Here is a 25,583-nt window from a genome sequence, read left to right on the forward strand (position 1 = left end):
GCCGCGAACCTGTCGGCGATCCTTTCGGACCGGCTCCGTCATTGCCCAGCTTGCGGTAAGATCGGGGAGGCGATAGGCGAGAACGCCATGAACGACCAGCCCCAAATTTCACGCTCCGACTCAGGCGATTTCACCGCCGTTCCGACTTTTGCGGAACCCGGCGTACCGCATATCCACACCCTGAACGTTCCGGGCATGCAGGCCCTCTATGTCAAGGAGGTGCGGCGGTTTTTCAAGGTCCAGCTGCAAACTATCTGGGCCCCGGCGATCACCACGCTCCTGTTTCTCGTCATTTTCACCGTCGCCCTCGGCGGCGCGGGCCGCAAGGTTATCGGCGTCCCCTTCGCCGATTTCATTGCGCCAGGGCTGATCATGATGGCAATGCTGCAGAACAGCTTCGCCAATTCCAGCTTTTCGCTGCTCGTCGGCAAGATACAGGGCACGATCGTCGATTATCTGATGCCGCCGCTCGCGGTCGGCGAATTGATCATTGCGCTCATCGGCGCCGCGGTCACGCGCGCCTTGCTTGTCGGGTTGGCGCTGTGGCTCGCGATGCTGCTCTGGCCGGGCGTCCATGTCATTCCCGATCATCTGTGGGCGGTCGTCCTTTTCGGCGTCCTCGGCGCGGCGATGCTCGGTTTCCTCGGGCTGATCACATCGGTCTGGGCGGAAAAATTCGACCATGCCGCCGCAGTGACCAATTTCGTCGTGACCCCGCTCGCGCTGCTTTCCGGTACCTTCTATTCGGTCGACCGGCTCGCGCCCTGGTTCCAGACGATCGCGCATGGCAATCCTGTTTATTATGCGATCATGGGTTTCCGCTACGGCTTTATCGGCACCGTCGATTCCACGATCGCCAACCCGGTGCTGACAGCCGCGCTCGCGCTGATCCTGGTGAACGTCGCACTCGGCGTATTGACCTACCGCCTGCTCGCGTCGGGATGGAAGTTGAAGGCCTGATCGTTCGGATTGGGCGTCCGGGTCAGTGGCGATGGATCGCGCGGATCCGGTAGCGGCCGCGATCGAGCCCGTCGAACATAGCATCGACCTGGGGGTGATCGATCGGCCCGCCGTCGCCGTCGGCAACGAGGTTCTGCTGGCTGACATAGGCGATGTACGACGAATCCTCACTCTCGGCGAGCAGATGATAATAGGGCTGTTCCTTCGCAGGGCGGATCGCCTCGGGAATCGCTTCATACCATTCGTCGCTATTCGCGAAGACGGGGTCGATATCGAATACGACGCCGCGAAAATCGAACATCCGATGGCGCACGATATCCCCCGGTGCAAAGCGCGCTCGCTCGATGAGCGGCGCGATTACGGCGGTGGGCAGCTTGGATGGGGATTCAGGCGTCATATGGTCAATCTATGGCTGTTTACGCGAGTTTCAAGTCGGTTACATTCAGTCCGGTCGCAGTTTGCCGAATCGAGCTGTGATCGGGATTACAGATGTATTGGCCGTTCGGGTTAGCATGCTCCCATGGCCTTTGCATTTTGGATTGGATACGGGCCGCCACAAATAGGGGAGACGCATAATGGCTGATTTGCCTCCGAATAATTCCAGTCCGGTATCGGGCATCATCCAGCGGGCGAAGGACATTCTTCTCAAACCGAAGGAGACATGGCCGGCCATCGCTGCCGAGAGCGCGACCACCCAGTCCATCTACATACCCTATGTTGTTGCATTGGCCGCGATCGGTCCCGTCGCGCGATTCATCGGTGGCCAGCTTTTCGGTTTCACCGCCTTTGGCGTGACCTATCATCCGCCGCTCGGCAGCGCGCTGGGTTCGGCGATCCTGTCCTATGGCCTGTCCTTGGCGATCGTGTTCATCCTCGCGCTTGTCATCGACGGGCTCGCACCGAATTTCGGTGGGCAAAAAGATCAGATCCAGGCGCTCAAGGTCGCGGCATATTCGGCCACCGCCGGTTGGGTCGGCGGCATTTTCGGGCTGCTTCCGGCGCTGGGGCTGATCGGCGCCCTGCTCGGGCTTTACGGTCTCTATCTTCTCTATCTCGGCCTGCCGGTCCTGATGAAAGTGCCGCAGGAGAAGGCAGTTGGCTATACCGTCATCGTAGTCGTCGTCGCGATCGTGCTGTTCCTGATCGTCGGCGCGGTCATTGCGTCGTTGACGGCGCCTTCGCTGCTCAGCATCCGGGGGTAGCGCTCGCCAGCCGTCCCGGCGCAGCGTCGGGGCGGCCGTCTACCCGGTGGTCGCTGGTAGAAAATTGGAGGAGAGTGAGGGATTCGAACCCTCGGTACCGTTGCCGGCACTTCGCATTTCGAGTGCGACGCTTTCGACCACTCAGCCAACTCTCCTCGCTGAGGCAGACGCCCCTAGCGGCGGTCCGCGACACTTGCAACCCTCTCGTCACAAAATCGCGGCGCACCAGATGAATGGCAGGCACCAGACCCGCCAGCCCCACCAGCAGGTCCGCGCTTCCCAGAACGCCAATTGGCGCAAGCTGGACCTTTCCACGAAGGCGCTGGCACCCTCGACGGGCCGCTGCTAGCGCCTGACGGACCGAAAGGAATGGAGTAGTCCATCGTGCCGTTGACGGGTATCCGCGTTCTCGATTTCGGGCGTTACATCGCCGGGCCCTATTGCGCGGCGCTGCTCGCCGATTATGGGGCAGATGTCATCCGCATCGAAGCGCCGAACGGTAATGAAGATCGCTTTTCGGTTCCGGTTGCGGACGACGGATCAGGCGCCATGTTCCTGCAAATGAACCGGAACAAGCGCAGCCTGGGGATCAAGCCCGGAAGCGAGGAGGGGCGCGGAGTCGTGCGCCGGCTCGTCCGCACCGCCGACGTCGTGATCGCGAACATGCCCGACGATGCACTCGAAAAGCTGGGGCTCGATTATCTGACGCTTTCGGCGCTGCAACCCCGGATCATCCTTGTCACCGCCTCGGCTTTCGGCAGCGAGGGGCCGCTGGCGCAGCGCGTCGGCTTCGATGCCGTGGGGCAGGCGATGTCGGGCGCCGTCTATCTCGCCGGGGCGAGCGGGCAGCCGGCGCGCGCGCAGGTCAATTATGTCGATTTCACCACCGCGCTTCATTGTGCTTTCGGGGTGATGCTCGCGCTTCACGAGCGCGAACGGACGGGGAAGGGGCAGCGGGTAAGCGGGTCGCTGCTCGGGAGCGCGCTCGCGATTTCGAACGGGCTGACGATCGACCATGCGCTGAACGGCATCGACCGCGGCATGATGGGCAATCGCGCTTTCAGTTCGGCGCCGACCGATATCTTCGCGACGCGCGACGGGTGGATCATGACACAGGTCGTCGGCAATCCGATTTTCGCGCGCTGGGCGCAATTGGTCGGCAGGCCCGAACTCGCCGACGATCCGCGCTTTCGATCCGACATGGCACGCGGCGAAAATGGATCGGAGCTGACCGCGCTGATGACCGATTGGTGCGCGGCGCGGACCACCGAACAGGCGATTGCCGACCTCGCGACCGCCCGGGTCCCGGCGGGCCCCGTCCTGCGGCCGTCGGATGCCTTGGCCGAGCCGCAGGTGGTGGCTGCGGGGCTGGTCGAACCGATGGACTATCCCGGCACCCGCGCGCCCGCGCCGATCATCCGGACGCCGGTCACTCTGTCGGAAAATGACAAGGCCGCGCTGGCGCCTGCGCCGCGTGCCGGCGAACATAGCGACATGATCCTCGCCGAACTCGGCTATGACGACGAAGCCATTTCGGCTTTGCGGGCGACAAGGATTATTTGACCCTTTGCCGGTGGACGGCCTCGTCGATCAAGCTTAAGTACCGATCAGTATGAAATTAAGCGCAGGAGTCCGCGATGACCGAGCAGAGTGAATATGTGCCGCCGAAGATCTGGACGTGGGACAAGGAAAGCGGCGGGCGTTTCGCCAATATCAACCGACCGGTCGCCGGGCCGACGCACGACAAGGACCTGCCCGTCGGAAAGCATCCGCTGCAGCTTTATTCACTTGGCACCCCAAATGGCGTCAAGGTGACGGTGTTGCTCGAGGAACTGCTGGCGGCTGGCCACGCCGACGCCGAATATGACGCGTGGCTGATCAATATCGGTGAAGGCGACCAGTTTTCGAGCGGTTATGTCGCCGCCAATCCCAACAGCAAGATCCCCGTATTGGTCGACCGCAGCGGCCCCGAACCGATCCGCATCTTTGAATCGGGTGCGATCCTGATCCACCTTGCCGAAAAATTTGGCGCCTTCCTGCCGACCGACTCCGCGAAACGCGCCGAAACGCTCTCATGGCTGATGTGGCAGATGGGCAGCGCCCCCTTCCTCGGCGGCGGTTTCGGGCATTTTTATGCCTATGCCCCGACCAAACAGGAATATCCGATCAATCGCTATGCGATGGAGGTAAAGCGCCAGCTCGACGTCCTCGACCGTCGGTTGGCGGAGAGCGAATATGTCGCAGGCAGCGATTATACGATCGCCGACATGGCAATCTGGCCCTGGTATGGCGCGCTTGCCAAAGGCCTTGTCTATGACGCCGGCGAGTTTCTGCAGGTGCAGGATTACAAGCATGTCCAACGCTGGACCGACCAGATCGCCGAACGTCCGGCGGTGAAGCGCGGGCGCATGGTCAACCGTGTCATGGGCGATCCGGCAAGCCAGTTGCACGAACGGCACGATGCGTCCGATTTCGATTTGCGGACGCAAGACAAGCTCGCGCCCGAAACCGCAGCAGAATAAGGCCAGCCGCGTCCGAATATCGGTTTTACGAAGCCTGGTGCCCTGTCGAAGTTAAGCTTTCGACAGGATAACCGCCGATGAAACCCGGAACCGGCGGTTCCGGGCGGCAAGCGCGCAGCGGACGTCGGGTCTGAAATTGCGTAAAATGCGAAAAGCCGGCGTCGCGGCTCAGCGACCCGGCTTTCATTGCCGGCGTCCATGATTGGACGCATGACAGCGCAAACCTTCTTCACGCGGCTCGCCCGCAAGCCAGCCAGCGCTGGCCTCAATCTGATGCGGAGCGAGCGCGGCGCGGCGATGATCGAAATGGCGATCGTGCTGCCGCTCTTCATCGCGCTGCTGATGGGCATCCTCGTCTACGGGCAATATTTCCTGCTCGCGCACAGCGTGCAGCAGGCGGCGAATGACGGCGCGCGCGCCGCGATCGTCGGTCTCGATGCGACCGACCGCCGGGCCATCGCGACGCGCGCGATCGATCGCAGCTTGCGCGGGGCGGGGCGCCTCACCCCCGACGTGCGCACGGTCACCATCTCCGAAACCACAGAAGCGATCACCGTCGGCGTGGCTTACACTGTGCCCGCCGACAGTTTTCTTCGCACGACCATCATTCCGGTTCCCAGCAATATCATTCGCGCCAACGCGACCTTCGAACTGCCGGTGGAGTGACGCCATGACCCTCTTTTCGAATTTTTCCGCGCTGATCCACGACCGGCGGGCGGGCATCAGCATCATGTCGGCCTTTGCCCTCACCATGCTCGTCGGCTCGGCGGCGCTGGCCGTCGATGTCGGTTCGCTCTATCTCGACCGCCGTAAGCTGCAGGGCATCGCCGATGCCGCAGCAATGGCAGCGGCGGCGCGCCCCGGGGAAGAGCGTGCCGCTACCCAGCACATCATAGCGGCGAGCTGCGCCTGCACGATCACGATCGCTTCGCTGACCAGCGGAACCTACACGCCCAACGCCGCGATCGAGGCCGAGCGGCGCTTCTCGGCGGGAGGCGCTTCACCGAACGCCGTGCGTGTCACGCTGACGCGCAATCGCCCATTGTTCTTCGGGCGCTTGCTGACCGGTCGCAGCGAAAGCCTGATCAGTGCGACCGCGACGGGCGCGCGGCGCGGCTATGCGGCTTTTTCGCTCGGCTCGCGCGTCGCCGCCGTGCACGGCGGCGTGCCCAATGCCCTGCTGTCGGCGCTGACCGGCAGCCAGGTCAACCTGTCGGTGATGGACTATAATGCGCTGGCGAGTGCCGATATCGACCTGCTCGCCTTTTCGGATGCGCTCCGGACCCAGGCCGGGGCTGACGTCCTGACCTTTGGCCAGACGCTCGACAGCCAGGTGACGATGCCCCAGGTGCTGTCGGCGCTGGCGCGCTCGTCCGATGGCCAGGTTTCGACCGCACTCGAGAAGCTGGCATCGGCCGCGCTGCCGCGTAGCCTGGTGCCGTCGCACGCGATTGACCTCGGGCCGCGTTCGTCGAGCATCCGTGTCGATGCCGCTAACCCGGTCAAGGTCAATGCACTCGATCTCGCCCGGGCGATGCTGCTCCTCGGCAATGCGAACCGCCAGCTCGACTTGTCGCTCGCGGCCAATCTTCCCGGCGGATCGGGCGTCAATCTGGCGTTGATGATCGGCGAACCGCCGGCCAATTCGCCGCTGATCGCGGTCACCGACACCGACGATGTCATCGTGCGTACGGCACAGGTGCGCTTCAAGCTTGACGCCAAGGTATCGACGCCGCTCGCCGCGGTGCAGATTCCGGTGCTGGCCGAACTCGGGTCGGCGTCGGCACGCATATCCGACATCCAGTGTCAGGGGGCGGGCAACAGGTCGGTCGCGCTGGCGGTCACCACGACGCCCGCGACGATCGGGATCGGGACCGTCAACGACAGCGATTTTCGGAACATGCAGCGCAAGCTCAACCTGCAGCCCGCCCGCCTGGTCAGCCTGCCGCTGGCGAGCGTCGATGCCAGGGCCGAGATGATATTGTCCGACCTTGCCGAAAAACCGCTCCGCTTTTCGCGGGCCGAAATCGATGCCGGCAAGGTGAAGACGGTGGAGAGCAGCGGGCTGGTCGCGGGCGCGGCCAAGTCGCTGTCCGAACGGATGGACCTCAGCGTCAACGTCCCGCTGCTCGGAATCGGCATCAACGCCAAGATATTGACGTCGCTGGTCGGCGACACGGTCGGGCTGGCCGCGCCGGTGCTCGACACGTTGATCGCCGATATCACCGGCGTCCTCGGTGTCCACGTCGGCGAGGCGGATGCGCGGGTCAATGCGCTCAAATGCGGCAGGGCAAGGCTGGTTTGACATGCAGAGCGGCGCCAGATCGGATCGATAACGCACATCGTTGCATCCCATCCGGCGCAACAAGATGAACAGGGTGCGCTAATATTGGCTTTGAGGAGGCCGATATGGCAACAGCGCGTGAACCCCAGAGAGTTTCAGCCGCCGAATTTATTCGCGGTTTCGCCAATTGGCGGTTGCAGGCGGCGCGCAAGCCGGTCGTCGTGACGCACCATGGCAAGGACGCGCATGTCCTCATTTCGCTCGACGACTACCGGCGCCTCGACCGCGAAAACAGCACGGATCCGACGTCGGCCAACGGTCTTCGGGAATCGCTGGTGTCGGTGGTCGAAGCCGTCCGTGACGGGGTCATCGTCATTGACCGGCAATGGCATATCCTCGCGGTCAATCCGGCGGCGAGCGATATGCTCGAACACGCCGCAGCGGCCCTTCTTGGCAAGGAACTCACCGCCGCGCTGCCGCAGCTGCACGGCAGCCTGCTGTTCCAGCGGATCATCCGCTTGATCGACCATCGCGAACGCTTTTCCGGCGATGTTCCGGGCATCTTTCGTGCGCGCCAGTGGCTGCGGGTCGATCTGGTGCCGCTGCCTGTCGGCGGCGCGATCATGTTGCGCGATGTCAGCGAGGCGCTGGAGGATGTCGCTGCGTCCGATACGCGGCGCGCGCTGGCGACCGCGATCGACGCCGATGGCGGCGTCGGTCACGTCCGGCTGTCGGTTCGCGAAACGATCGAGGCGGCGAACGATACGCTGATGTCGATGGTCGGTGTCGATCCCGCCGCGATCCGCCGGGTGCGCTTCTCCGCGCTGCTCGCCGTCGGTCAGCGCGCTGCCTTTGCGGAAGCGCTCGAAGAGGTTTTTCGTGGTCGCGAGCCGGTGCGGGTCGTGTCGCAGATCGTCACGCGCGAAGGCGTGGCGCTCGACGTAACCCTCTCGATCGCCGAGGTGCGCGGCGCTTATGCCAGCGAAGGCGCGGTCGTCCTGGTCACGCCTATTTGCTCCGGCTGAACCTGTTTTCTCCTCGCCGTCGCGGCGCTGGACAAGGCGGCCGAAGTTGGCGAAGTTGTCACGCAACGCGTAGCAAAAGACAACTTACCTTTACGTAAGCGTGAGGCGGCAATATAAGCGCGGGATTGCCCAAGGGAGAATCGTCATGGACATGGAGTTCAGCCCCGAAGAACTGGCCTTCCAGAAGGAAGTGCGCGACTTCATCGCCGAAAATTACCCCGCCGAACTGCGCGGGAAACAGGATGAGGGCGATGAGCTGGCCAAGGAAGATTTTCTTGCCTGGCACAAGGTGCTGTACAAGAAGGGCTGGGTCGCTCCCGCCTGGCCCGTCGAATATGGCGGCACCGGCTGGACCCCGACGCAGCGCTTCATTTTCTCCGAGGAAACCGCGCGCGCCGACTGCATCCGCCTGATGCCCTTCGGCCTCGCGATGGTCGGCCCGGTGATCTACACATTCGGCACCCCCGAGCAGAAAGCCCAATTCCTGCCGCGCATCCTGTCGGGCGAGGATTGGTGGTGTCAGGGCTATTCGGAACCCGGTGCGGGATCGGATCTTGCCAGCCTGCGTACCACGGCGGTTCCGGACGGCGACGACTATATCGTCAACGGGCAGAAAACCTGGACGACGATGGCGCAGCACGCCGACTGGGGCTTTTTCCTCGTCCGCACGGACAAGGAAGCAAAGCAGCAGGAAGGCATTTCCTTCCTGCTGATCGACATGAAGTCGCCCGGCATCACCGTGCGCCCGATCATCACGCTGGGCGGCGAGCATGAGGTCAACGAGGTGTGGCTGGAGGACGTGCGCGTCCCGCAGTCGCAGCGCGTCCATGAGGAAAACAAGGGCTGGACCTGCGCCAAGTTCCTGCTTGCGCACGAACGCACCGGCATCGCCGGCGTCGCCGCGTCGAAGCGCGGGGTCGAGAAGGTGAAGGCGATCGCGCGCACCGAACTCGACGGCGACAAGCCGCTGCTCGCCAACGCCTTCTTCAAGCGCAAGCTCGCCGAGTTGGAGGTCGATCTGACCGCACTCGAATTCACCGAATTGCGCAGTCTCGCCGGGCCGAACGCGGGCAGGGGGCCGGGACCCGAGTCGAGCCTGCTCAAGATCAAGGGCAGCGAGATTCAGCAGCGGCTGACCGAACTGACGCTGGAGGCGGTCGGCCATTATGGCGCGCCCTATTTCCGGGGTTTCGGAGAAAGTGACAACGAGCATCCGATCGGCCCCGATTATGCGCATCGCGCCGCGCCGACCTATTTCAACATGCGCAAGACGACGATCTATGGCGGGTCGAACGAGATTCAGCGGAACATCATCGCGAAGATGGTGCTCGGGCTTTGATCACAAATTGACGTCATCCCGGCGAAGGCCGGGATCTCAACCTGTCGCGACGACGCAGCGGTGAGATCCCGGCCTTCGCCGGGATGACGATCAAATCGAGGACAACGATAATGGATTTCACCTACACCGAAACGCAGGACATGATCCGCGACACGCTGTCGCGCTTCCTTGCCGACACCTACGACTTCGAAACACGCCAGAAGTTCATCGATAGCGACAGCGGACGCGATCCCGCGATCTGGACCGCGCTGGCGCAGGAACTCGGCATGCTCGGCGCACCTTTCGCCGAAGAGCATGGCGGGCTCGGCGGGGGCGCGCTGGAAAATGCGATCATCATGGAGGAATTGGGCAAGGTCCTCGGTATCGAACCCTATCTGCCGACCGTCGTTATCGCGGGCGGCGCGCTGAAGGCCGTCGGCGGCGCACAGGCCGATGCGATGATCCCCGAAATCATCGCCGGCAACGCGATTATCGCCTTTGCCTATGCCGAGCCACAGGGGCGCTACGACCTTGCCAACCTCAAGACGAACGCGAAGAAGGACGGCGCGGGCTATCTGCTGAACGGCCACAAGAGTGTCGTCTACACCGCGCCCTGGGCCACGCATTTGCTCGTCACCGCGCGCACCGGCGGCGCGCAGCGCGATGCGGATGGCGTGTCGTTATTCCTGATTGACGCCAAGCTTCCCGGCATCGTCCGCCGCGACTATCCGACCGTCGACGGCAGCCGCGCTTCGGAGATTTATTTCGAGAATGTCGCGATCCCCGGCGACGCGCTGCTGGGCGGCGAGGGAGCGGGCCTGCCGCTGATCGAGCAGGTCGTCGACGAAGCGACGGTGGCGGTGTGCGCGGAGGCGACCGGCGTCATGCAGAAGCTGCACGAAGGCACGCTGGAATATACGCAGCAGCGCAAGCAGTTCGGGGTGCCGATCGCGAAATTCCAGGTGCTCCAGCACCGCATGGTGGACATGTTCATGGAAGTCGAACAGGCGCGCTCGATGACGATCATGGGGACGCTGAAACTGGGCCAGCCGGCGAACGAGCGCATGGCCGCCGTGTCGGCGTGCAAGGCAAAGGTCGCGCGCGGTGCGAATTTCGTCGGCCAGAACGCGATCCAGACGCATGGCGGCATCGGCATCACCCAGGAACTCGCCATCGGCCATTATTTCAAGCGCGCGACGATGATCGAGGGCCAGTTCGGCAGCGCCGACCATCATATGGAGCGGTACGAGCGGATTACGCTGGCGGATTGACGGGGTCCGGAATGGAAGGGACCGGTTCCGGCCGGGAGTGGCCATGTCCTTTTTCGTCACCCCGGACTTGATCCGGGGTCCCGCTGGACGTCGAAAACTGTCGCTGCCCTCAAAAAGCGGGATCCCGGGTCAAGCCCGGGATGACGAGGAGCAGAGGAAACGACAAGAATCGGCCGATTGCGGACGCTAGCCAAATAACCGTCGCCCCGCGAAGGCGGGGGCCGCTGGCAGCCTTGCGCTCGGCCGATTGCGGCCCCCCTTCGCGGGGGCGACGGTTATGGATGGTTAGCGAATGGCGGCTCCCCACCCCAATACAGCCACCCGCGCCACGCGCATCAATAGGCGATATCGATCGCCACCCGCAGCGTACGCGGCCGCAGCGGGGTCAGGAAGCCGGCGCTGCCCTCAACAAAAGGCGTGCCGAGCGCGAAGCGGTTGCCGCGCGAATCGAAGAGGTTGGTGACGGTCAGCGACAGCCCGCGCCGTTCGTTGCCGAGCCGCGCGGCAAGGCCGGTGTCGAGATATTTGCCCTGACCCTCGCCCAGGATCGGACCGATACCGAGCCGCGACGGGCCGACATAATTGGCCCAGCCGTTAAGCCGGAAATCCTCGTCGCCGATCGGCCGGGCATAGTTGAACGATCCGCGGACCGCATAGCGCGCGACGTTCGGAATCTGTCCCAGCCGGCCCAGCAAGACCCCCGTTGTGATCGGTACTCCGCCATTGTTTCCGTCAGCGGTCGCCGCATAGGCAATCGTGCGCAATTCGCCGTCGAACAGTTCGGTGACCCGGCTGTGATTGTAAACCCCGCCCAATTCGAGCGACAGTTCCGACGTCGGCCGCACCGCAAAGGCGCCGGTGATGCTGGTGATGCGGCCATCGCCGATATTGGCGGTGGTCGGGAAACCATTGGAATCGATGAAGTCGGCCTGGATGTCGCGCCAGCGGCTGTGCGACACGGCGATACTGGCGTCGAACGGCGTGCGGCCCTTTTCACCGAACCGGATGCCGCCTTCCCAGGTCTGGACCTGATCGTTGCGGAAACGGCGGACGAAATTGTTGGAAACCGCGAGCCCGCCGGGGCGGAAGCCCTCCTGATAGCGGACATAGACGGTGAGATCGCGCGAGGGTGACGCGAGGAGCGAGAAGGATGGCAACAGGTCGGTCTCGGTCCGGTGCGCCGTGACCGCGCGGCCTTCGAACGCGACATCGAGCGGGACGTCCTCGCCGGCCCCGCCGAGGCGTGCGTGCGACAGGCGCAAGCCGCCCGCGGCGATCAGGCCCGGAAGTATCTCCAGCGTCGTTTCGCCATAGCCGGTGAATTCGGTGATCCGGTTGGCGACGCCGACCAGCGGTTCCTGGACCAGCGCGTCGCCCAGCTCGCGGCTTTGGCGGGTGCGATTGTCGAGAAAGCTGGCACCGATCACCCAGCCGAAACCATCGTGAAACGGGCGCGACAGCCGCGTTTCGCTGACGAACATGCGCGTTGCATTATGCTGGTCGAGAATGCGCGGCGGATCGCCCGGCTTCGTCGCATCGAAGCGCTCGAACAGGCGATGACTGATGAAGGCGTTCGATGAGCGGAAATGCAGTCCGTCCCAGTCCTTCATGACGACGATGGTGCCAAGGCCATAGCGCGCCCGCGCATTTTGTTCGACCAACGAGTTGCGGATCAGCGGCGGCGCATCCTTGTCCGCATATTGGGCGTCCTTCGAGGTGATCGACTGATAGACGCCGCCAAGGTCGACCGTCCAGTCGTCGCCCGCGTTGAGCCGCAGCGTGCCGCGCCCGCCATAGACGTTGACGCGGTTGACGTCATTCTGGCCGCGCAACGGATTGTCGATGTAGCCGCCGTCGCTCAGCATATAGCCGACGAGGCGAAGCGCATGGCCATTGCCGCCCAGCGGCACGTTGGCGATCGCGCCCAGATCGCCGCCAGGGTCGCCATGCTGGGTCAGCGACACGCCCGCGATCGCCTGTACGGACTGTTGGTCGGGGTTCGGCGGCGTGGGTACGACGCGGATGATCCCGCCGAGCGATCCGGCGCCGTAGAGTGTGCCCTGCGGCCCTTCGAGAATCTCCACATTCTTGATGTCATAGAGGCGAAGGTCGGGATCGGGCGCGTTATAGCTGAGGCGAATGTCGCCGAGATATTGGCCGACGGTCGCCTGTGTCGGGCCGGTGAAACTCGAATCGGCGATGCCGCGAATAAACAGCTTGTTGCGCCCCGAACCCAGATGGGTCGAGGAGACGGTGGCCATGCGCGAGAGGATCGAATCCATCCCGCGCTCGCCGCCGAACGCCAAATCGTCGCCATCGAGAACGGTGGCGACGCCCGCATAATCTGCGTAGGGAATGTCGGTCTTCGAGGCGGTGACGATGATCTCGTCTTCGGGACCGGCGACAAGGTTGTCGGGCGCCCGCGCTCTCGGCGGCGGGGCAGGCGGCGGCGGGGAAGTCGCGCGCCGTGCGACCTTCCGCGGCGGCGGGCGGCGCTCGATCCGCCAGCTCGTCGTGCTGACGCGGACGATCCGCGCATCCGACCCCTGGAGCATCCGCCTGATCGCCTTTTCGATGCTCATCCGCCCGCGCACCGGCTTGACGCGCGATTGCCAAAGCCCTGCGTCGACGACGCTGATGCTGACCCCCGCCTGCCGGCTGAGGATCGGCAGCGTGCCCGAAAGGCTTCCGCTCGGCACGTCGAAGGCGCGCTCCTCTGCCGCGATCGCCTGCGCCGGAAGGCTCGCCAGCACCGCTGCAAGGGTGAGGGGAAGGGCGAGAGGAAAGGCGCGCGCCATCGTCAACGTTTCAGCACCCAGCCATCGCCCTGCCGCTGAGCCGTCGTTCCGGACAGTGCGGCAAGGTCGGCGACTGTCCGCGCGCGGTTCTTGTCGACGACGAGCGCGCCGCGAAAAGACACGCCAGCCGCTTCCGGCGCAACGCTAATCTTCAATCCCGCGGTGCGCTGCAGATCCTCGGCCACGACCGAGAGCGGTGCGCCATTATAGACGAGAAGGCCGGTTCGCCAGCCGCCGACGCTACCCGCATCGACATCGCGAACCGCGGGCGGCGCCTTGTCGTCATCGCGTGCGTCGATCGCCTTGCCCGCGGTCATGCGAACATCGTCCTTGCCGGGATTGTAGACGACGATACCTTCGGAAACCGCGACCGATGTCGCGCGGTTCCGCCGCACGACGTTGAACGCGGTGCCGAGGTCGACGATCTTCGACGCGCCCGCTTCGACGACGAACGGATCGTCGTCGCGGTGGACGACGTGGAACATCGCCTCCCCCGACGCGAGGCGGGCAAAGCGCGGACGATCCTCGTCGAGTTCGATGACCGACGCGCCGTTGATCTCGATCCGCGATCCATCGGCCAGCTTGACCGTTCGATGTTCGCCTGCTGCGGTTTCGATGCGGTTCGTGTCGCCGAAGAGACCAAGGCCCGACAGGCTGACGACGCCGACCAGCGCCGCGGCGATCGCACCGCCGAACCACGCCCGGCGCGACGGACGCCGGATTGTTTCGGGGCGAATGACCGGCGCCGCGGTTTTCGGCAGCGCATCGAGGTCGTGATCGAGGCTGGCGATCATGTCGTAGATTTCGGCATGGCTCGCGTCTGCGGCGAGCCAGTCGGCGAAGCCGTCCCAATCGGCAAAGCCGGGGTCGCGCTGGCGGATCAGCCAGTCGATGGCGCGGGTTTCGGCGATGGTGCGCGCGTCAGCTGGCATCGAACTGCCTCCGGACGTCGGCCAGCACCGCATAGACTTTGCGCAGATCAGCCTCGACGGTGCTCAGGCTGACCCCCATTTCGCCGGCGATATCGCGCTGACTGATACCATCGATGCGGAAACGGCGGAAAATCCGCGCCGGACGCTCGCCGGTGGCGGTAATCGCCCGTTCGGCGAGCGCGAGCTGCTCGCGCGAGATGAGCAATGTTTCGGCCGAAGGTTTGGGCAAGGCGGCGCTTTCGCCCCACGCCTTGTCGCGGATATCGCTCCGCTGCGTCGAGCGATAGCGGTCGAGCATCAGATTGTTCGCCGCGCGCATCACATAGGACAGCGGATCGGCGATCGGCCCGGTGCGGCGATCGGTCAGGCGCATCCACAGGTCCTGGAACAGGTCCTCGGCCGCGTCGCCCGCACCGCGAAGGTGCAGGAAACGGACAATCCGGTCCCGGTTGGCGAGCAATACGCCTTCGATACCCTGTCCGGCGTCGCTTCGTTCATTCGCCTCTGTCATCGATCGCTTTGTCTGGAATGCCGTTTGTCGCTGTCCGGCGCCGCTTGACCGCGCGCCGCCCGGCCCCCCGATGACGCCGTCATATAGCGTCATCGCCCGGTCGCGCAACTGCGGCGCGCGACCGAACAGGCCCGCGGGCGGCGGGATACGGGAGGGAAGGGCGGCATATGCAAACATCGATTTCTTCATTCCAAAGGTGCCATGGCAAGGGGGAAGCGAGGGTAGGAGGGGTGCTTCCCCCTTGCGGCAAAGTCGGCCCCGGGGGGCTTAGAGACCGACTCGCAAGCTGGCACGGAACGCCCAGCCCATGTGGCTCTGCTGTTCCTCTGCGGAGAATTCACCACCGACCTGGAAGGCGGAATTGCCCGCGATACCGCGGATCCGGCCGACCCAGCCGCTGGTGCGATCGTCGGGGACGAGGGTGAAGGGGGTGCCGTCCTTGAACGATGCGGTGGTCGCGCCGAGCGACCCGCCGACGATCTGGCGGCGGCCGCCTTCGATTTCGAAGCGCGTCCAGCCGTCATATTCATCGGTGCCGCCGAAATCCATGCCCAGCGCCACGGTGCCCGACACCGCAAGCTCGTCGCTGTCGCGGCCAAGCACCTTGAGGTCGAGCGAATCCCCGCCGCCGGTTTCCTGATATCCCTTTTCGGTGAGCTTGTAATAATCGACCGCGACGACCGGGCGGATCGAGAAACCGCCGCCGGTTACCGCGTCATAGGCGACCGAGCCCGATGCCGACCACAAGGTGCCGTCCCATTTGCCGCGGATCGTCTTTTCGATATCCTCGGCGCCCGCTTCGGCGCGGAAGATGCGCGTGCCCTTCATCTTGACCGGCGCGCCCGAAATGCGGGCGTTGGCCATCAGGCGGTCCGAACGCAAGCGCCAGTGCAGCGCGCCTTCGAACTGGCTGGTGCTGACTTCATTGTCGTTGCTGCCGTTGCCGTCCTTGCCCTTGAGATAAGCGATGGAGCCGCCGAAGTTGCCGGCGTCGCTCTCGATTTCGGCGCCCATCGAAATGCCCCAGCCGCTGACGTCATAGCTGGCGGTGTTGCCGAGGCTCTTCGACGTGCCCCAGACGGCCTGGTTGATCCAATAGCCCCATTTGCCCTGGTCCTGATACGGCGCGTTGGGATCCTGAAGGTGGCGCGCCAGCGCGCGCGAGCCCGAGGTGACGGTTTCGAAAACGCCGCCTTCATGCTCGGGCAGCATCTGCTGGAGCTGGCCGCGGAACTGATTGCCGTCGGTGATGTCGAGGAACACGTCCTCGACCTTCTCGTCGCCGCCCAGCGCGTCGACGACCGCATTGAACGCGCTTGCTTCCGAGCGGTTGAGCCCGAGTTCGCTCGTGCTCTTGCGCGACACGTCGACGATCAGCTGCGTGGCGTTCGACGTCAGCGTGCCCTTGTAGAGGAAGGGGAGGAGTGTCTGCGACGTGGTGAGGTTGCTCGCGCCGCTCAGCGAGCCCGCGGCCAGCACGATGTGCTTGCCTTCGGCATTCTCGATGCTCGTCAGCTTGAGCGCGAGCTTCGATTCAGCGCCAAAGCTGGCGTTGCCCGTTACCTGGATCGCGGTGCCGCTGTTGCCGTTGTCGAGCGTGACGCCCAAAATGCCCTTGTCGGTGACCGACAACGACGAGATGGTCGTCGCGCCGACGACGTCGAACGTGCCGCCGCTGACGGTAACGCCAAGCCCTTGCGAATTCAGAAGGCGGCCCGAGAAGACCGACGTGCCGCCGATGCTGAGCGTATCGGCGCCGCCGCCGAAATCGGCGACCCCGCCGAACTTCGCCGTGCCGGCCAGCGTCATCGTGTCGGCGCCGCTGCCGAACTGCGCGGTGCCGTCGTAGGTCGCGTCGCCCGACAGCGCGAGCCGGTTGGAGCCAGCGCCGAAGAAGGTGTCGCCCTTCATCGATCCGTCGGCGATGTCGAAGACGTCGTTGCCGCCGCCGAAACGGACGTCGCCGACGATGCTCGGCGCAGTGACGCCCGATGCGACCGCGGTCTGCTTGACCGTCGCGCCGCTGCCATTCGCGGACAGGTCGATCGCAATATTGCGGTCCGACGAAGCCGCCGCCCCCGTCGCGCTGATCGCGCCGCTGTTTTCGACGGTCGCAACCTTGCCCGACAAGTCGACGATGGCCCGCGCCGTGCCGTTGTCGCCACCGGTCTTCGCTGCGATCGTGCCGCTGTTGCGGATCAGCGAAACATCGCCGCCGGCATCGATGATCACGGCGGTCGCGATCGAATTCGCGGCATTGCCGCCGGTCGTCGCATCGATCTTGCCCGCGTTGCGGATTTCGGGGGTGGTCGCGCCATTGCCGATGCGGATTGCGGTCGCGGCGGTGTCCTTCGACTGCGCCGCAACACTGCCCGAACCGCCGATGCCGATGCCGCCGGCGATCGTCACCGCGCCGCCGAGCCCGCCGACCTGAATGGCGTTGCCGTCCTTGCTGGTATAAACACCATTCCCGAGCACCGAACCGTCGATGATCAGGCCAAGACCGGTACCGGTGCCTGCGACCGGGCCGATCGTGACGCTTTGCGTCGCCGAACCGATGCGGATGGCGGCGGCGGAACCGAAGGAGCGCACCGAAGCGGTGCCTTCCTTCGAATCTTCGATGCCGTCCTTGTCTTCGTCATTGTCGGTCGAGCTATTGTCCTTGGGCGGAACGGCCAGAACGATGCCGCCCGCCACATTGCCTTCGATCGAGAGCGCGGGGCCGCCGATCAGCAGGTCGTCGGCGTCGAGCTTCGACGGATCGGACGGCGGATTGACCATACGGTAGCCGGTGGCCGTCAGATTGCCCTGCACGACGAGCGCGCCCGAGATATTCCCGGCAAGCCGGACGGCCATTGCATCGACGCCGGTGCCGCTGATCTCGCCGGCAAGGCGAACATTGCCGCTCACATCCTGCAGTCCGATACCGAGCGCGCGGTCGCCAAGGACCTGGACGGTGCCGTTGTTGACGAAATCGCCGGTCAGCGGACCGCCCAGGCGGATGCCCGCGGAATCATTGCCCTTGACCGTGACCGTGCCGCTGTTGGTGATATTGCCGGTGAAAGCGCCGCCGGTCGCGATGCCGACGCGGTTGCTGCCGACTGCAAAGGGGCCGTCGATGTCGCCGTCCTTGTCGATATCGGTCGGGGCATAGGTTTCATCGATGATGATCTTGCCCGACGCGGCATTGTTGATCGAACTCGTCACCCCCGCATTGGCGTAAATACCGGTCGCATTGTCCGCATTGGTGATCTGGATTGTGCCTTCGTTGACCACCTTGTTATTGCTGTCGATGGTCACCGCGGTGCCGCTGGTCGGCTTGATCGATCCCGAGGAGGCAAGCTTCATATCGTCGGGCGCCGTCCCGCCCTTGACCGTCGAGGTCCGAATGGGGCCGGTCTGTGCATTGCCGATCACCGTTTCGGCCAGGGCGGGGGTGGTCGACATGGCGGCCAGGCAGGTGGACGCTAGCAAGATCTTGCGCATTGAGTTCCTCTTATGATCGCGATCGGGATGTCCTCCCGGGACAATCACAAGACGGAGACGCGGCGCTGTAGCCTTGAAAAATAATTCATCTTTGCATTCGAACCGCAATTCGGGCGCAAGAAACGGGGTGCCTCAGGGCTGGTCGCGGAGCGAGAAGGTCGCGAACGGAAGGAGGCGGTTGTATCGATCGGGGAACATGATGGACGGCCGGTTTCGGCCGGTAGCGGACACCAGCCAGATAACCGTCGCCCTCGCGAAGGCGGGGGCCGCTATCGGACTTAAGCAAGGCTGCCAACGGCCCCCGCCTTCGCGGGGGCGACGGTATTTAGTCGGCGTGGGAACGTCCGCTCTCCACCCCAAAGCCGCCATCGCCCTGGAATCCCATACCCCGTCCGCCAATGGTCCATCAGCCAGGAAAGACCCGCATAATCGTGATCAGGACGACCGAAACCCACGATTTCCGCCACCGCGCCGCCGCGCTCGATCCCGGCAGTCTGGACGAAAAGGGCTGGCACATCGTGCCGCGCCTGCTCAACCCCGAGACCTGTGTCGCGCTGCGTAACGCCTATGATCAGGATGACCTATATCGCACCACGGTCGTCATGCAGCGGCACGGTTTCGGCCGCGGAGCCTATCGCTATTATCGCTATCCGCTGCCCGATATCGTCGCGGCGTTGCGCGAGGCATTTTATCCGCCGCTCTCGAAAATCGCGAACCGCTGGTCCGAGACGCTGGGGCAGGCGATGCGCTTTCCCGATAGCCATGACGCGTTTCTCGATATCTGTCATCGCGAAGGGCAGGGGCGCCCGACGCCGCTTTTGCTCCGTTATGGCGCCGGCGACTATAATTGCTTGCACCAGGACCTCTACGGTGCGGTGCATTTTCCGTTTCAGATAGCGGTGTTACTTTCCGAAGCTGGTGCAGAGTATGATGGCGGCGAATTCATCCTCACCGAACAGCGCCCGCGCATGCAATCGCGCGCGCATGTCGTGCCGCTGCGGCAGGGGGACGCGGTCATCTTCGCGGTCAACGAGGCGCTGCGGATCGGAACGCGCGGGCCATATCGGGTCAAGTTACGCCATGGCGTCAGCGAAATTCGCGGCGGCGAACGGTTTACACTCGGCGTGATCTTTCACGACGCCTCATGACGAAAGCGGAGACTGCGGCCTGTCCTTGTCCGCCGCCCGGAAATGGTCGATCTGGTCGGCGCGGGCCTTTTTGAACGCCGGCCGGCCGGTGATGCGCGCAACATAGGCTTCGGTCGCCGGACGATCGCCGAACGAGCGAACGTCCGAAACCCGGAGCACATCCGCCATCAGCAGATCAGCCACGGTGAAACGGCCGGCGGCGAGCCATTCGCGATCGCCGAATATCGTTTCGAGCTGGTCGAGCCGTTGCCCCATCCATCCGCGCAGGCCGTTATCGGGATCGCCGCATATCTTCAGGAACCACCACGGTACGCTGACCATCTCGATCGAGTTGAGCGCAGCGATCGTCCACTGCAGCACCTCGGCCTCGCCCGCCGGGTCGTGCGGCATCAGCTTCTCGCTTTTCCGCGCCAGATACAGCAACCCCGCGCCGCTTTCGAACAGGTCCACGCCTCCGTCGCGCAGGAACGGGACCTGGCCGAACGGCTGTTGAGCAAGATGGTTGGTTTCGCGGCCATCGAACGGCACCGTCCGAACCGCATAGGCCAGACCGGCCTCTTCACACGCCCACCGCAGCCTGAGATCGCGCACGAAACCGCGCGGCCCTTCGGGCACCCAGTCATAGGTCCAGATCGTCAGTTCGCTCATCGCGGCAAGCCTTTCCTACAGGTTCGGATCTGCAATAATCGTCAGGGCGAGCGGAGGTTCCGGTGGTATCGATGCGACGACAGCTATCGGCCGGAAGCTGCCGTCCCGTCCATCGTCACCCCGGACTTGATCCGGGGTCCCGCTGGATGTCGAAACCTGCGCTATCCTCAAAAAAGCGGGATCCCGGGTCAAGGCGGAAGAGCCACGGGTCTCCTCCGCGGATGACGAAGCTGTAGAAAGCGACGCCCGCTCCCCACCCCAATGCCGGCCGTCGTCATCATCTGGCGGACAGGGTGGGATTCGAACCCACGGTGAGCTTGCACCCACGGCGGTTTTCAAGACCGCTGCCTTAAACCACTCGGCCACCTGTCCGGCGTCCGCCGCCATAGCGTGTGAAGGGCCATCGGCAAGCAAAACCTGATGAGATCGGCCCGGCGCGCGAATGACTCGGCCCGTCTCGTCGCGGGCTGGTCAAGGCGCTCGCATATGTGCCAGACATTGCCTATGGGTGGGGATGTCATGCACGCCAATCGTTTCAAAATCGCACGCCTTTTCAAGCTGGCAGCCACCATGTTGTCGACCTGGGCGCTCACCGCGTCGGCGCCGCTTCACGCGCAGGCCAGCGACGCAGGCTTTACAACCTATGTCCAGTCGCTGTGGCCAAAGGCGCAGGCGCGCGGGGTTTCGCGCGCGACCTTTGACCGGGTGACGGCGGGGCTCAGCTATAATGCGCGCGTCGTGGCGCTCGACCGCGACAATCTGGGCGCACCGCCCAATCCCAACACGCCGATCCCGGCCTTTGCGCCATATAAGGCGAAGCATGTCGATGCCGCACGCATCGGCGGCGGGCGCAGCGTTCACGACCGGCTGCTGCCGCTCCTGTCACGGATCGAGCAGCGTACCGGGGTGCCGACGAGCATCATGATCGCGATCTTCGGGCATGAAACCGCCTATGGCAAGGTCACGGGCAATTTCGACCTGCCCGAGGCGCTGGCGACGCTCGCCTATGAAGGCCGCCGCCGCAGCCTGTTCGAACCCGAATTCCTCGCGACGCTGGAGATGGTCGAAAAGGGCGTGCCGCGCAGTGTGCTGAAGGGCAGTTGGGCGGGGGCTTTCGGTTATCCGCAATTCCTGCCGTCGGTTTATCTTCAGGTCGCCGAGGACGGCGATGGCGATGGCGTCGCCCGCATCTGGTCGAGCGAAGCCGATGCGATCGAATCGATCGGCGCCTATCTGCGCCGCGCCGGCTGGCGCGCGGGGCAGCCGTGGGGTGTCGCGGTGCGCGTTCCGGGCGGTTTCGACCGGAATCGTTTCGCAACCCGCCTCCAGCCGACACGCTGCCCGCGCGTTTTTGCGCGCTACAGCCGCTGGCGCAGTATGGCCGAATGGCGCGCCGATGGCTTCCAGCCGCTCAGCGGCCGCTGGCCCGACGGGCAGGTGCAGGCGACGTTGCTCGAACCCGATGGCCCGGGCAACACCGCCTATTTGCTGACGGGCAATTATCGTGCGATACTCGACTATAATTGTTCCAACTTTTACGCGCTTTCTGTGGGGTTACTGGCGGATGAAATCGATCGTTAGGGGCGGGGGCCTGATGGCAGGAGCGGCGTTGCTGCTCAGCGGATGCGGTAGTTTCGGTGGCAAGGGCGACAGTCGCCCCGTAACGGGCGCCGCGCCGGTTTCGGCGGCGGACGTCGACGGGCCGGCAAAGCTGGGGGCGCCCTTCACCATCGGCGGCACGACCTATACGCCTGCCGATATCCCCGATTATGACGATGTCGGCTATGCCGGCTGGTACGGCGATGAACTCGCCGGGCAAGCCACGGCGAGCGGCGAAAGCTTTGATCCATCGGCGATCACCGCCGCGCACAAGACGCTGCCGCTGCCGAGCTATGTCGAGGTGACGGCGCTCGACACCGGGCGGACGATCCTGGTGCGGGTCAACGATCGCGGGCCAATGGTCAATGACCGGCTGATCGACCTGTCACGCGGCGCCGCCGAGCAGCTCGGGATCACCGGCGGCGGAGCGGCGGCCGTCCGCGTCCGCCGTACCAACCCGCCGGCGTCCGAACGTGCGCAGCTGCGCGGCGGCGGGGCGGTGCCTGACCGGATCGCCACTCCCGATTCGCTGCTGATGATCCTGCGCAACAAGCTCAAGGGCGTGCCCGTGCCGGCGGGCGCTTCGCCGGCGGGCACGGTAAAGCCGCTACCCGCCGCACCAAATGCTTCGTCCCCTGTAGCGCAGCCCGCCGGAGGCGATCGCTTCATCGTCGAGGGGCCGGGTGCGAAGAAGCCGGTGGCGAAACCTGCCGCAAAGCCTGTAACCAAGCCCGCGGCGCCCGCCGCCAAGCCCGCTCAGATCACCGTCGGCGGCTATGTGAAGGTTGCGACCTTCAGCAACCAGAGCCGCGCCGCGGCAACCGCCAAGTCGCTTGGCGGAACCGTCGTCAAGGCCGGCAACCTCTGGCAGGTCCGCATGCCCTTCGGCAACGATGCCGAGGCAAAGGCCGCGCTCGCCAAGGCGAAAGCAAAGGGATTCGGCGACGCAGTGGTCCTTCGCGACCGGTGACCCGCCGGCGCATGCGAATGGCTGGCATCAGACGGGGCGGCAGCATCGCGGCGCTCGCGATGATATCGCTGGTGACCGCGCTCCCCGCTGCCTCGGCGGATCGCAAGTCCGCGCCCGCGCCGGTCAGCCGCCCGCTCTATGTTACCCAGGCGCCGATCGTGATGCTCAAGGACCTCGATTCGGGCGCGATCCTGTTTTCGCGCGGTGCCGACAAGCGTTTCGCCCCCGCCTCGATGGCAAAGGTGATGACCGCCTATGTGGTGCTCGACCTGATCAGGAAGGGCGAATTGTCGCGCGACAAGCAATTCACCGTCGATGAAGCAACATGGAAGAAATGGAATGGCAGCACCGGCGGCTCGACGATGTTCCTGCGTCCGCGCGAGAAGGTTTCGGTCGATGAATTGCTGAAGGGCCTCATCACCGTTTCGGGCAACGACGCCGCCGCGGTCCTTGCGGTTGGCATCGACGGCAGCGAAGAAGCTTTTGTCAAACGGATGAATGCTATAGCGGCCCATATTGGTATGGATTCGAGTCGATTCGGGACGCCGAACGGCTGGCCCGACGGCGGGGTGACCAAGGTCAGCGCCGCCGATCTCATCACGCTCGCCGACCGCCTGATCCGCGACCATCCCGACGCCTATGCGCGCTATTTCTCGATCCCGAAGCTCGAGCACGGCACGTCGCCCGATGGCAAGCCGATCGTCCAGCGCAACCGCAACCCGATCCTCGGCCGCTTCGCCGGCGCCGACGGGCTCAAGACCGGCCACACCGCCGAGGCCGGCTATTGTTTCCTCGGTTCGGCGAAGCGCGGCGGACGGCGGCTGATCATGGTCGTCGCGGGGATGGGCAGCGAAAAGGCGCGGCGCGACGAGGCAGAACGACTGATGCGCTGGGGTTTCGATGAATGGGAAGGGCGCGAGCTCATTCCGGCAGGCGCCAGTCTTGGTCCCATCGATGTCGGGAAAGGCGCCGCGCCCGCGGTCGCGACCGAGGCGGGGATCGCGGTCCGGATGACGGTGCCGAAGGGCTATGCCGGCGGCTATCGCGCCGTGATGCGCACGCGGGCGCCGCTCGCCGCGCCGGTCGTGCGCGGCACGCCCATCGCCGACCTGATCGTCACGCCAGACGGCCTGCCGCCACAGACGACGCCGTTGCTCGCCGCCGCCGACGTTCGCGAGGGTGGCTGGTGGGCGCGGACGCGCACCGGCTTTTACCGGCTGACGGGCTGGTGAGCGGACGGTTCATTTCGCTCGAGGGCGGCGAGGGGGTCGGCAAATCGACCCAGCTTCGCGCGCTCGCCGCCGCGCTCGCCGAACGCGGCGTCGAAAGCGTCGTCACGCGCGAACCCGGCGGCAGCGCCGGGGCCGAAGCGATCCGCAATCTCCTGATGGAGGGTAGCGATGACCGCTGGGATGCGCGCAGCGAAGCGTTGCTGTTCGCCGCAGCGCGCGCCGACCATGTCGGGCGGGCGATCCGTCCCGCGCTTGCACGCGGCGCCTGGGTGCTGTGCGACCGTTTCGTCGATTCGTCGCGCGCCTATCAAGGCGGCGGTGGCGGGATCACCGATGCCGAAATCATGGCGCTCCACGGCTTTGGTTCGCTGGGGCTGCTTCCCGACCGGACCTTCCTGCTCACCGTCAGTCCGGCCGAGGCGGCACGCCGCCTGTCGCTGCGCGACGCGGCGGGCACCGATCGCATGGGAAGCAAACCCGCCGACTACCAGGCGCGCCTCGCCGCGCGCTTTGCTGAAATGGCGGCGGGCGAACCGGGCCGCTGGCGCGTGATCGACGCCGACGCGCCCGCCGATGCGGTCACCGCGGCGATCCTTGCCGAACTCGCCGGATGGCTGCCATGATCGGCCATCAGGATGCGGAGAGCGCCTTTCTTGAGGCCTGGTCGGGCGGGCGCCTCCATCACGCCTGGCTGCTCGCCGGACCACAGGGGATGGGGAAGGGCGCCTTTGCTGCGCGCGTAGCCCGCTTCCTGGTCACGCACGGCCGTGGCGGCGACGGGGCGTCCGTCACGCTCGATGACCCCGGCGACGGCGCCGCAGCGCGGCTCGTCGATGCCGGCAACCATCCGGAAATCCTGTCGCTGACGCGCCAGCCGAAGGACAAGAGCAAGGACCTCGCGCGCAACATCACGATCGATCAGGTGCGGCAGATGATCCGCCGCCTGCACCTGTCGCTTTCGCTCGGCGATTGGCGGGTCATCATCGTCGACGCGGTCGACGATCTGGAGACCGACGGCGCGAACGCGCTGCTCAAGACGCTCGAGGAACCGCCCGCCAAGACGCTGTTCCTGCTGATCAGCCATTCGCCCGGCCGACTGCTGCCGACGATCCGGTCGCGGTGCAGAACGCTTCGTTTTCAACCCGTTGCTAGTGACGTCATGACGTCGTGGCTGCACGACCTGCGCCCGATGCTCGACATGGCCGAAGTGCGCGCGATCGTCGCCGCGGCAGGCGGCGTGCCCGGCAAGGCCATCGCGCTGATCGACAGCGATGTCGCTGTCATGGAAAAAAAACTGCTCGCCATTGCGGCGAGCGGCGATCCCGGCAACCGGCTTCGCGAGGCGCTCGCGCGCGAGGTCGCGGGAACGAGCAACCGCGCACGGCTCGAACTGGTGATCGATATCGTTCCGGGCCTGCTCGCCCGGCTAGCCCGCGAGCGCCCGGTGGCCGAGATCGCGCCGGTGCTCGCGCAATGGGATCGGGTGCAGCGCACGGTACGCGACGCGGTGCGCGGATCCTATGACGGCGCGATGGTCGGGTTCGAGATCGGCAACTGCCTCGCCGAACTGGCGCCGCCGCCGCGATGATGTTCGCGGCGATGCTGATGGCCGCCATCCGGCCGGTTGCGGACATTCGAGTTATCGTCACCCCGGACTTGATCCGGGGTCCCGCTTGA

At 65.0% G+C, this 25,583-nt stretch carries 21 protein-coding genes and 2 tRNA genes; 15 read left to right on the forward strand and 8 right to left on the reverse strand.

Annotation, left to right across the window (positions count from 1 at the left end; translation table 11 throughout):
• The first annotated feature begins 87 nt into the window (after positions 1 to 87).
• Positions 88 to 960 carry an ABC transporter permease gene (locus tag FHR22_RS07795; RefSeq protein WP_166940887.1) on the forward strand — a complete coding sequence of 291 codons (873 nt, stop codon included), beginning with the start codon at positions 88 to 90 and terminating at the stop codon, positions 958 to 960.
• Positions 961 to 982: 22 nt separating this feature from the next.
• Here FHR22_RS07795 and hspQ read toward each other — a convergent pair whose 3' ends face one another.
• Positions 983 to 1,357, reverse strand: a complete 375-nt coding sequence (hspQ, locus tag FHR22_RS07800) for a heat shock protein HspQ (RefSeq protein ID WP_166940889.1) — start codon at positions 1,355 to 1,357, stop codon at positions 983 to 985.
• Between the two features lie 178 nt (positions 1,358 to 1,535).
• Here hspQ and FHR22_RS07805 point away from each other — a divergent pair, with 178 nt between their 5' ends.
• On the forward strand, positions 1,536 to 2,162 hold the full coding sequence (locus FHR22_RS07805; protein ID WP_208417591.1) for a Yip1 family protein: 627 nt from the start codon (positions 1,536 to 1,538) through the stop codon (positions 2,160 to 2,162).
• A 65-nt stretch (positions 2,163 to 2,227) separates the two neighbouring features.
• Here FHR22_RS07805 and FHR22_RS07810 read toward each other — a convergent pair.
• A tRNA-Ser gene (locus FHR22_RS07810) sits at positions 2,228 to 2,317 on the reverse strand.
• A 229-nt stretch (positions 2,318 to 2,546) separates the two neighbouring features.
• On the opposite strand from FHR22_RS07810, the gene FHR22_RS07815 reads away from it, so the two are divergent.
• From FHR22_RS07815 to FHR22_RS07845, 7 genes are all read left to right on the forward strand, one after another.
• Complete coding sequence (locus FHR22_RS07815) at positions 2,547 to 3,725, forward strand: CaiB/BaiF CoA transferase family protein (protein WP_341786575.1); 1,179 nt, start codon at positions 2,547 to 2,549, stop codon at positions 3,723 to 3,725.
• Between the two features lie 74 nt (positions 3,726 to 3,799).
• Positions 3,800 to 4,684, forward strand: coding sequence for a glutathione-dependent disulfide-bond oxidoreductase (gene yghU, locus FHR22_RS07820; RefSeq protein WP_166940891.1), 885 nt, complete (start codon positions 3,800 to 3,802; stop codon positions 4,682 to 4,684).
• Positions 4,685 to 4,894: 210 nt separating this feature from the next.
• Positions 4,895 to 5,350, forward strand: coding sequence for a TadE/TadG family type IV pilus assembly protein (locus tag FHR22_RS07825; protein ID WP_166940893.1), 456 nt, complete (start codon positions 4,895 to 4,897; stop codon positions 5,348 to 5,350).
• A gap of 4 nt (positions 5,351 to 5,354) precedes the next feature.
• The gene (locus FHR22_RS07830) at positions 5,355 to 6,989 is read left to right on the forward strand and encodes a TadG family pilus assembly protein (RefSeq protein ID WP_166940895.1); all 1,635 of its coding nucleotides are present in this window, start codon (positions 5,355 to 5,357) and stop codon (positions 6,987 to 6,989) included.
• 104 nt (positions 6,990 to 7,093) lie between these two features.
• The gene (locus tag FHR22_RS07835) at positions 7,094 to 7,993 is read left to right on the forward strand and encodes a PAS domain-containing protein (RefSeq protein WP_166940897.1); all 900 of its coding nucleotides are present in this window, start codon (positions 7,094 to 7,096) and stop codon (positions 7,991 to 7,993) included.
• A gap of 145 nt (positions 7,994 to 8,138) precedes the next feature.
• On the forward strand, positions 8,139 to 9,332 hold the full coding sequence (locus tag FHR22_RS07840; RefSeq protein ID WP_166940899.1) for an acyl-CoA dehydrogenase family protein: 1,194 nt from the start codon (positions 8,139 to 8,141) through the stop codon (positions 9,330 to 9,332).
• 110 nt (positions 9,333 to 9,442) lie between these two features.
• Positions 9,443 to 10,582, forward strand: a complete 1,140-nt coding sequence (locus tag FHR22_RS07845; protein ID WP_166940901.1) for an acyl-CoA dehydrogenase family protein — start codon at positions 9,443 to 9,445, stop codon at positions 10,580 to 10,582.
• A 335-nt stretch (positions 10,583 to 10,917) separates the two neighbouring features.
• Here FHR22_RS07845 and FHR22_RS07850 read toward each other — a convergent pair whose 3' ends face one another.
• The 4 genes from FHR22_RS07850 to FHR22_RS07865 form a co-directional block, all read right to left on the reverse strand.
• On the reverse strand, positions 10,918 to 13,380 hold the full coding sequence (locus tag FHR22_RS07850; RefSeq protein WP_166942498.1) for a TonB-dependent receptor: 2,463 nt from the start codon (positions 13,378 to 13,380) through the stop codon (positions 10,918 to 10,920).
• 2 nt (positions 13,381 to 13,382) lie between these two features.
• Positions 13,383 to 14,312 (reverse strand): FecR family protein, encoded by a 930-nt coding sequence (locus FHR22_RS07855; protein ID WP_166940903.1) that lies wholly within the window; start codon positions 14,310 to 14,312, stop codon positions 13,383 to 13,385.
• A complete protein-coding gene (locus tag FHR22_RS07860) occupies positions 14,302 to 14,823 on the reverse strand; it encodes an RNA polymerase sigma factor (RefSeq protein ID WP_166940905.1) in 522 nt (173 codons plus the stop codon). Before FHR22_RS07860 ends, FHR22_RS07855 begins: the two co-directional genes overlap by 11 nt.
• Before the next feature lie 267 nt (positions 14,824 to 15,090).
• Positions 15,091 to 18,309, reverse strand: a complete 3,219-nt coding sequence (locus FHR22_RS07865) for an autotransporter outer membrane beta-barrel domain-containing protein (protein ID WP_166940907.1) — start codon at positions 18,307 to 18,309, stop codon at positions 15,091 to 15,093.
• A 434-nt stretch (positions 18,310 to 18,743) separates the two neighbouring features.
• On the opposite strand from FHR22_RS07865, the gene FHR22_RS07870 reads away from it, so the two are divergent.
• Complete coding sequence (locus FHR22_RS07870; RefSeq protein WP_425057444.1) at positions 18,744 to 19,457, forward strand: 2OG-Fe(II) oxygenase; 714 nt, start codon at positions 18,744 to 18,746, stop codon at positions 19,455 to 19,457.
• On the opposite strand, the gene FHR22_RS07875 is transcribed toward FHR22_RS07870, so the two are convergent.
• Both FHR22_RS07875 and FHR22_RS07880 read right to left on the reverse strand, forming a co-directional pair.
• Entirely contained in the window at positions 19,452 to 20,105 is a 654-nt protein-coding gene (locus FHR22_RS07875) for a glutathione S-transferase family protein (protein ID WP_166940911.1), read from the reverse strand. The two genes, FHR22_RS07870 and FHR22_RS07875, sit on opposite strands and share 6 nt — an antisense overlap.
• 282 nt (positions 20,106 to 20,387) lie before the next feature.
• Positions 20,388 to 20,477: transfer RNA gene (locus FHR22_RS07880), tRNA-Ser, on the reverse strand.
• Between the two features lie 198 nt (positions 20,478 to 20,675).
• Between FHR22_RS07880 and FHR22_RS07885 the strand changes: the two genes are divergently transcribed.
• Genes FHR22_RS07885 through FHR22_RS07905 form a run of 5 tightly spaced genes read left to right on the forward strand, consistent with a single transcriptional unit; the run spans position 20,676 to position 25,494 of the window.
• Positions 20,676 to 21,686 carry a lytic murein transglycosylase gene (locus FHR22_RS07885; protein ID WP_166942502.1) on the forward strand — a complete coding sequence of 337 codons (1,011 nt, stop codon included), beginning with the start codon at positions 20,676 to 20,678 and terminating at the stop codon, positions 21,684 to 21,686.
• 13 nt (positions 21,687 to 21,699) lie between these two features.
• Positions 21,700 to 22,674 (forward strand): septal ring lytic transglycosylase RlpA family protein, encoded by a 975-nt coding sequence (locus FHR22_RS07890; protein WP_243853610.1) that lies wholly within the window; start codon positions 21,700 to 21,702, stop codon positions 22,672 to 22,674.
• Between the two features lie 17 nt (positions 22,675 to 22,691).
• A complete protein-coding gene (locus FHR22_RS07895) occupies positions 22,692 to 23,906 on the forward strand; it encodes a D-alanyl-D-alanine carboxypeptidase family protein (RefSeq protein ID WP_243853611.1) in 1,215 nt (404 codons plus the stop codon).
• A complete protein-coding gene (gene tmk, locus FHR22_RS07900; RefSeq protein ID WP_166942509.1) occupies positions 23,900 to 24,529 on the forward strand; it encodes a dTMP kinase in 630 nt (209 codons plus the stop codon). Before FHR22_RS07895 ends, tmk begins: the two co-directional genes overlap by 7 nt.
• Positions 24,526 to 25,494, forward strand: a complete 969-nt coding sequence (locus tag FHR22_RS07905; RefSeq protein WP_243853612.1) for a DNA polymerase III subunit delta' — start codon at positions 24,526 to 24,528, stop codon at positions 25,492 to 25,494. The genes tmk and FHR22_RS07905 overlap by 4 nt, the downstream gene beginning before the upstream one ends.
• Positions 25,495 to 25,583 lie beyond the last annotated feature (89 nt).

This window comes from Sphingopyxis panaciterrae (genome assembly GCF_011762125.1).
GTDB classification, from domain to species: Bacteria; Pseudomonadota; Alphaproteobacteria; order Sphingomonadales; family Sphingomonadaceae; genus Sphingopyxis; species Sphingopyxis panaciterrae.

Excerpts from the sequence above, each read along its gene's own strand:
- FHR22_RS07795 (WP_166940887.1), top strand. The coding sequence starts at position 88 with ATGAACGACCAGCCCCAAATTTCACGCTCCGACTCAGGCGATTTCACC.
- hspQ (WP_166940889.1), bottom strand. The coding sequence starts at position 1,357 with ATGACGCCTGAATCCCCATCCAAGCTGCCCACCGCCGTAATCGCGCCG.
- FHR22_RS07805 (WP_208417591.1), top strand. The coding sequence starts at position 1,536 with ATGGCTGATTTGCCTCCGAATAATTCCAGTCCGGTATCGGGCATCATC.
- yghU (WP_166940891.1), top strand. The coding sequence starts at position 3,800 with ATGACCGAGCAGAGTGAATATGTGCCGCCGAAGATCTGGACGTGGGAC.
- FHR22_RS07825 (WP_166940893.1), top strand. The coding sequence starts at position 4,895 with ATGACAGCGCAAACCTTCTTCACGCGGCTCGCCCGCAAGCCAGCCAGC.
- FHR22_RS07830 (WP_166940895.1), top strand. The coding sequence starts at position 5,355 with ATGACCCTCTTTTCGAATTTTTCCGCGCTGATCCACGACCGGCGGGCG.
- FHR22_RS07835 (WP_166940897.1), top strand. The coding sequence starts at position 7,094 with ATGGCAACAGCGCGTGAACCCCAGAGAGTTTCAGCCGCCGAATTTATT.
- FHR22_RS07840 (WP_166940899.1), top strand. The coding sequence starts at position 8,139 with ATGGACATGGAGTTCAGCCCCGAAGAACTGGCCTTCCAGAAGGAAGTG.
- FHR22_RS07845 (WP_166940901.1), top strand. The coding sequence starts at position 9,443 with ATGGATTTCACCTACACCGAAACGCAGGACATGATCCGCGACACGCTG.
- FHR22_RS07850 (WP_166942498.1), bottom strand. The coding sequence starts at position 13,380 with ATGGCGCGCGCCTTTCCTCTCGCCCTTCCCCTCACCCTTGCAGCGGTG.
- FHR22_RS07855 (WP_166940903.1), bottom strand. The coding sequence starts at position 14,312 with ATGCCAGCTGACGCGCGCACCATCGCCGAAACCCGCGCCATCGACTGG.
- FHR22_RS07860 (WP_166940905.1), bottom strand. The coding sequence starts at position 14,823 with ATGACAGAGGCGAATGAACGAAGCGACGCCGGACAGGGTATCGAAGGC.
- FHR22_RS07865 (WP_166940907.1), bottom strand. The coding sequence starts at position 18,309 with ATGCGCAAGATCTTGCTAGCGTCCACCTGCCTGGCCGCCATGTCGACC.
- FHR22_RS07875 (WP_166940911.1), bottom strand. The coding sequence starts at position 20,105 with ATGAGCGAACTGACGATCTGGACCTATGACTGGGTGCCCGAAGGGCCG.
- FHR22_RS07885 (WP_166942502.1), top strand. The coding sequence starts at position 20,676 with ATGTTGTCGACCTGGGCGCTCACCGCGTCGGCGCCGCTTCACGCGCAG.
- FHR22_RS07890 (WP_243853610.1), top strand. The coding sequence starts at position 21,700 with ATGGCAGGAGCGGCGTTGCTGCTCAGCGGATGCGGTAGTTTCGGTGGC.
- FHR22_RS07895 (WP_243853611.1), top strand. The coding sequence starts at position 22,692 with ATGGCTGGCATCAGACGGGGCGGCAGCATCGCGGCGCTCGCGATGATA.
- FHR22_RS07905 (WP_243853612.1), top strand. The coding sequence starts at position 24,526 with ATGATCGGCCATCAGGATGCGGAGAGCGCCTTTCTTGAGGCCTGGTCG.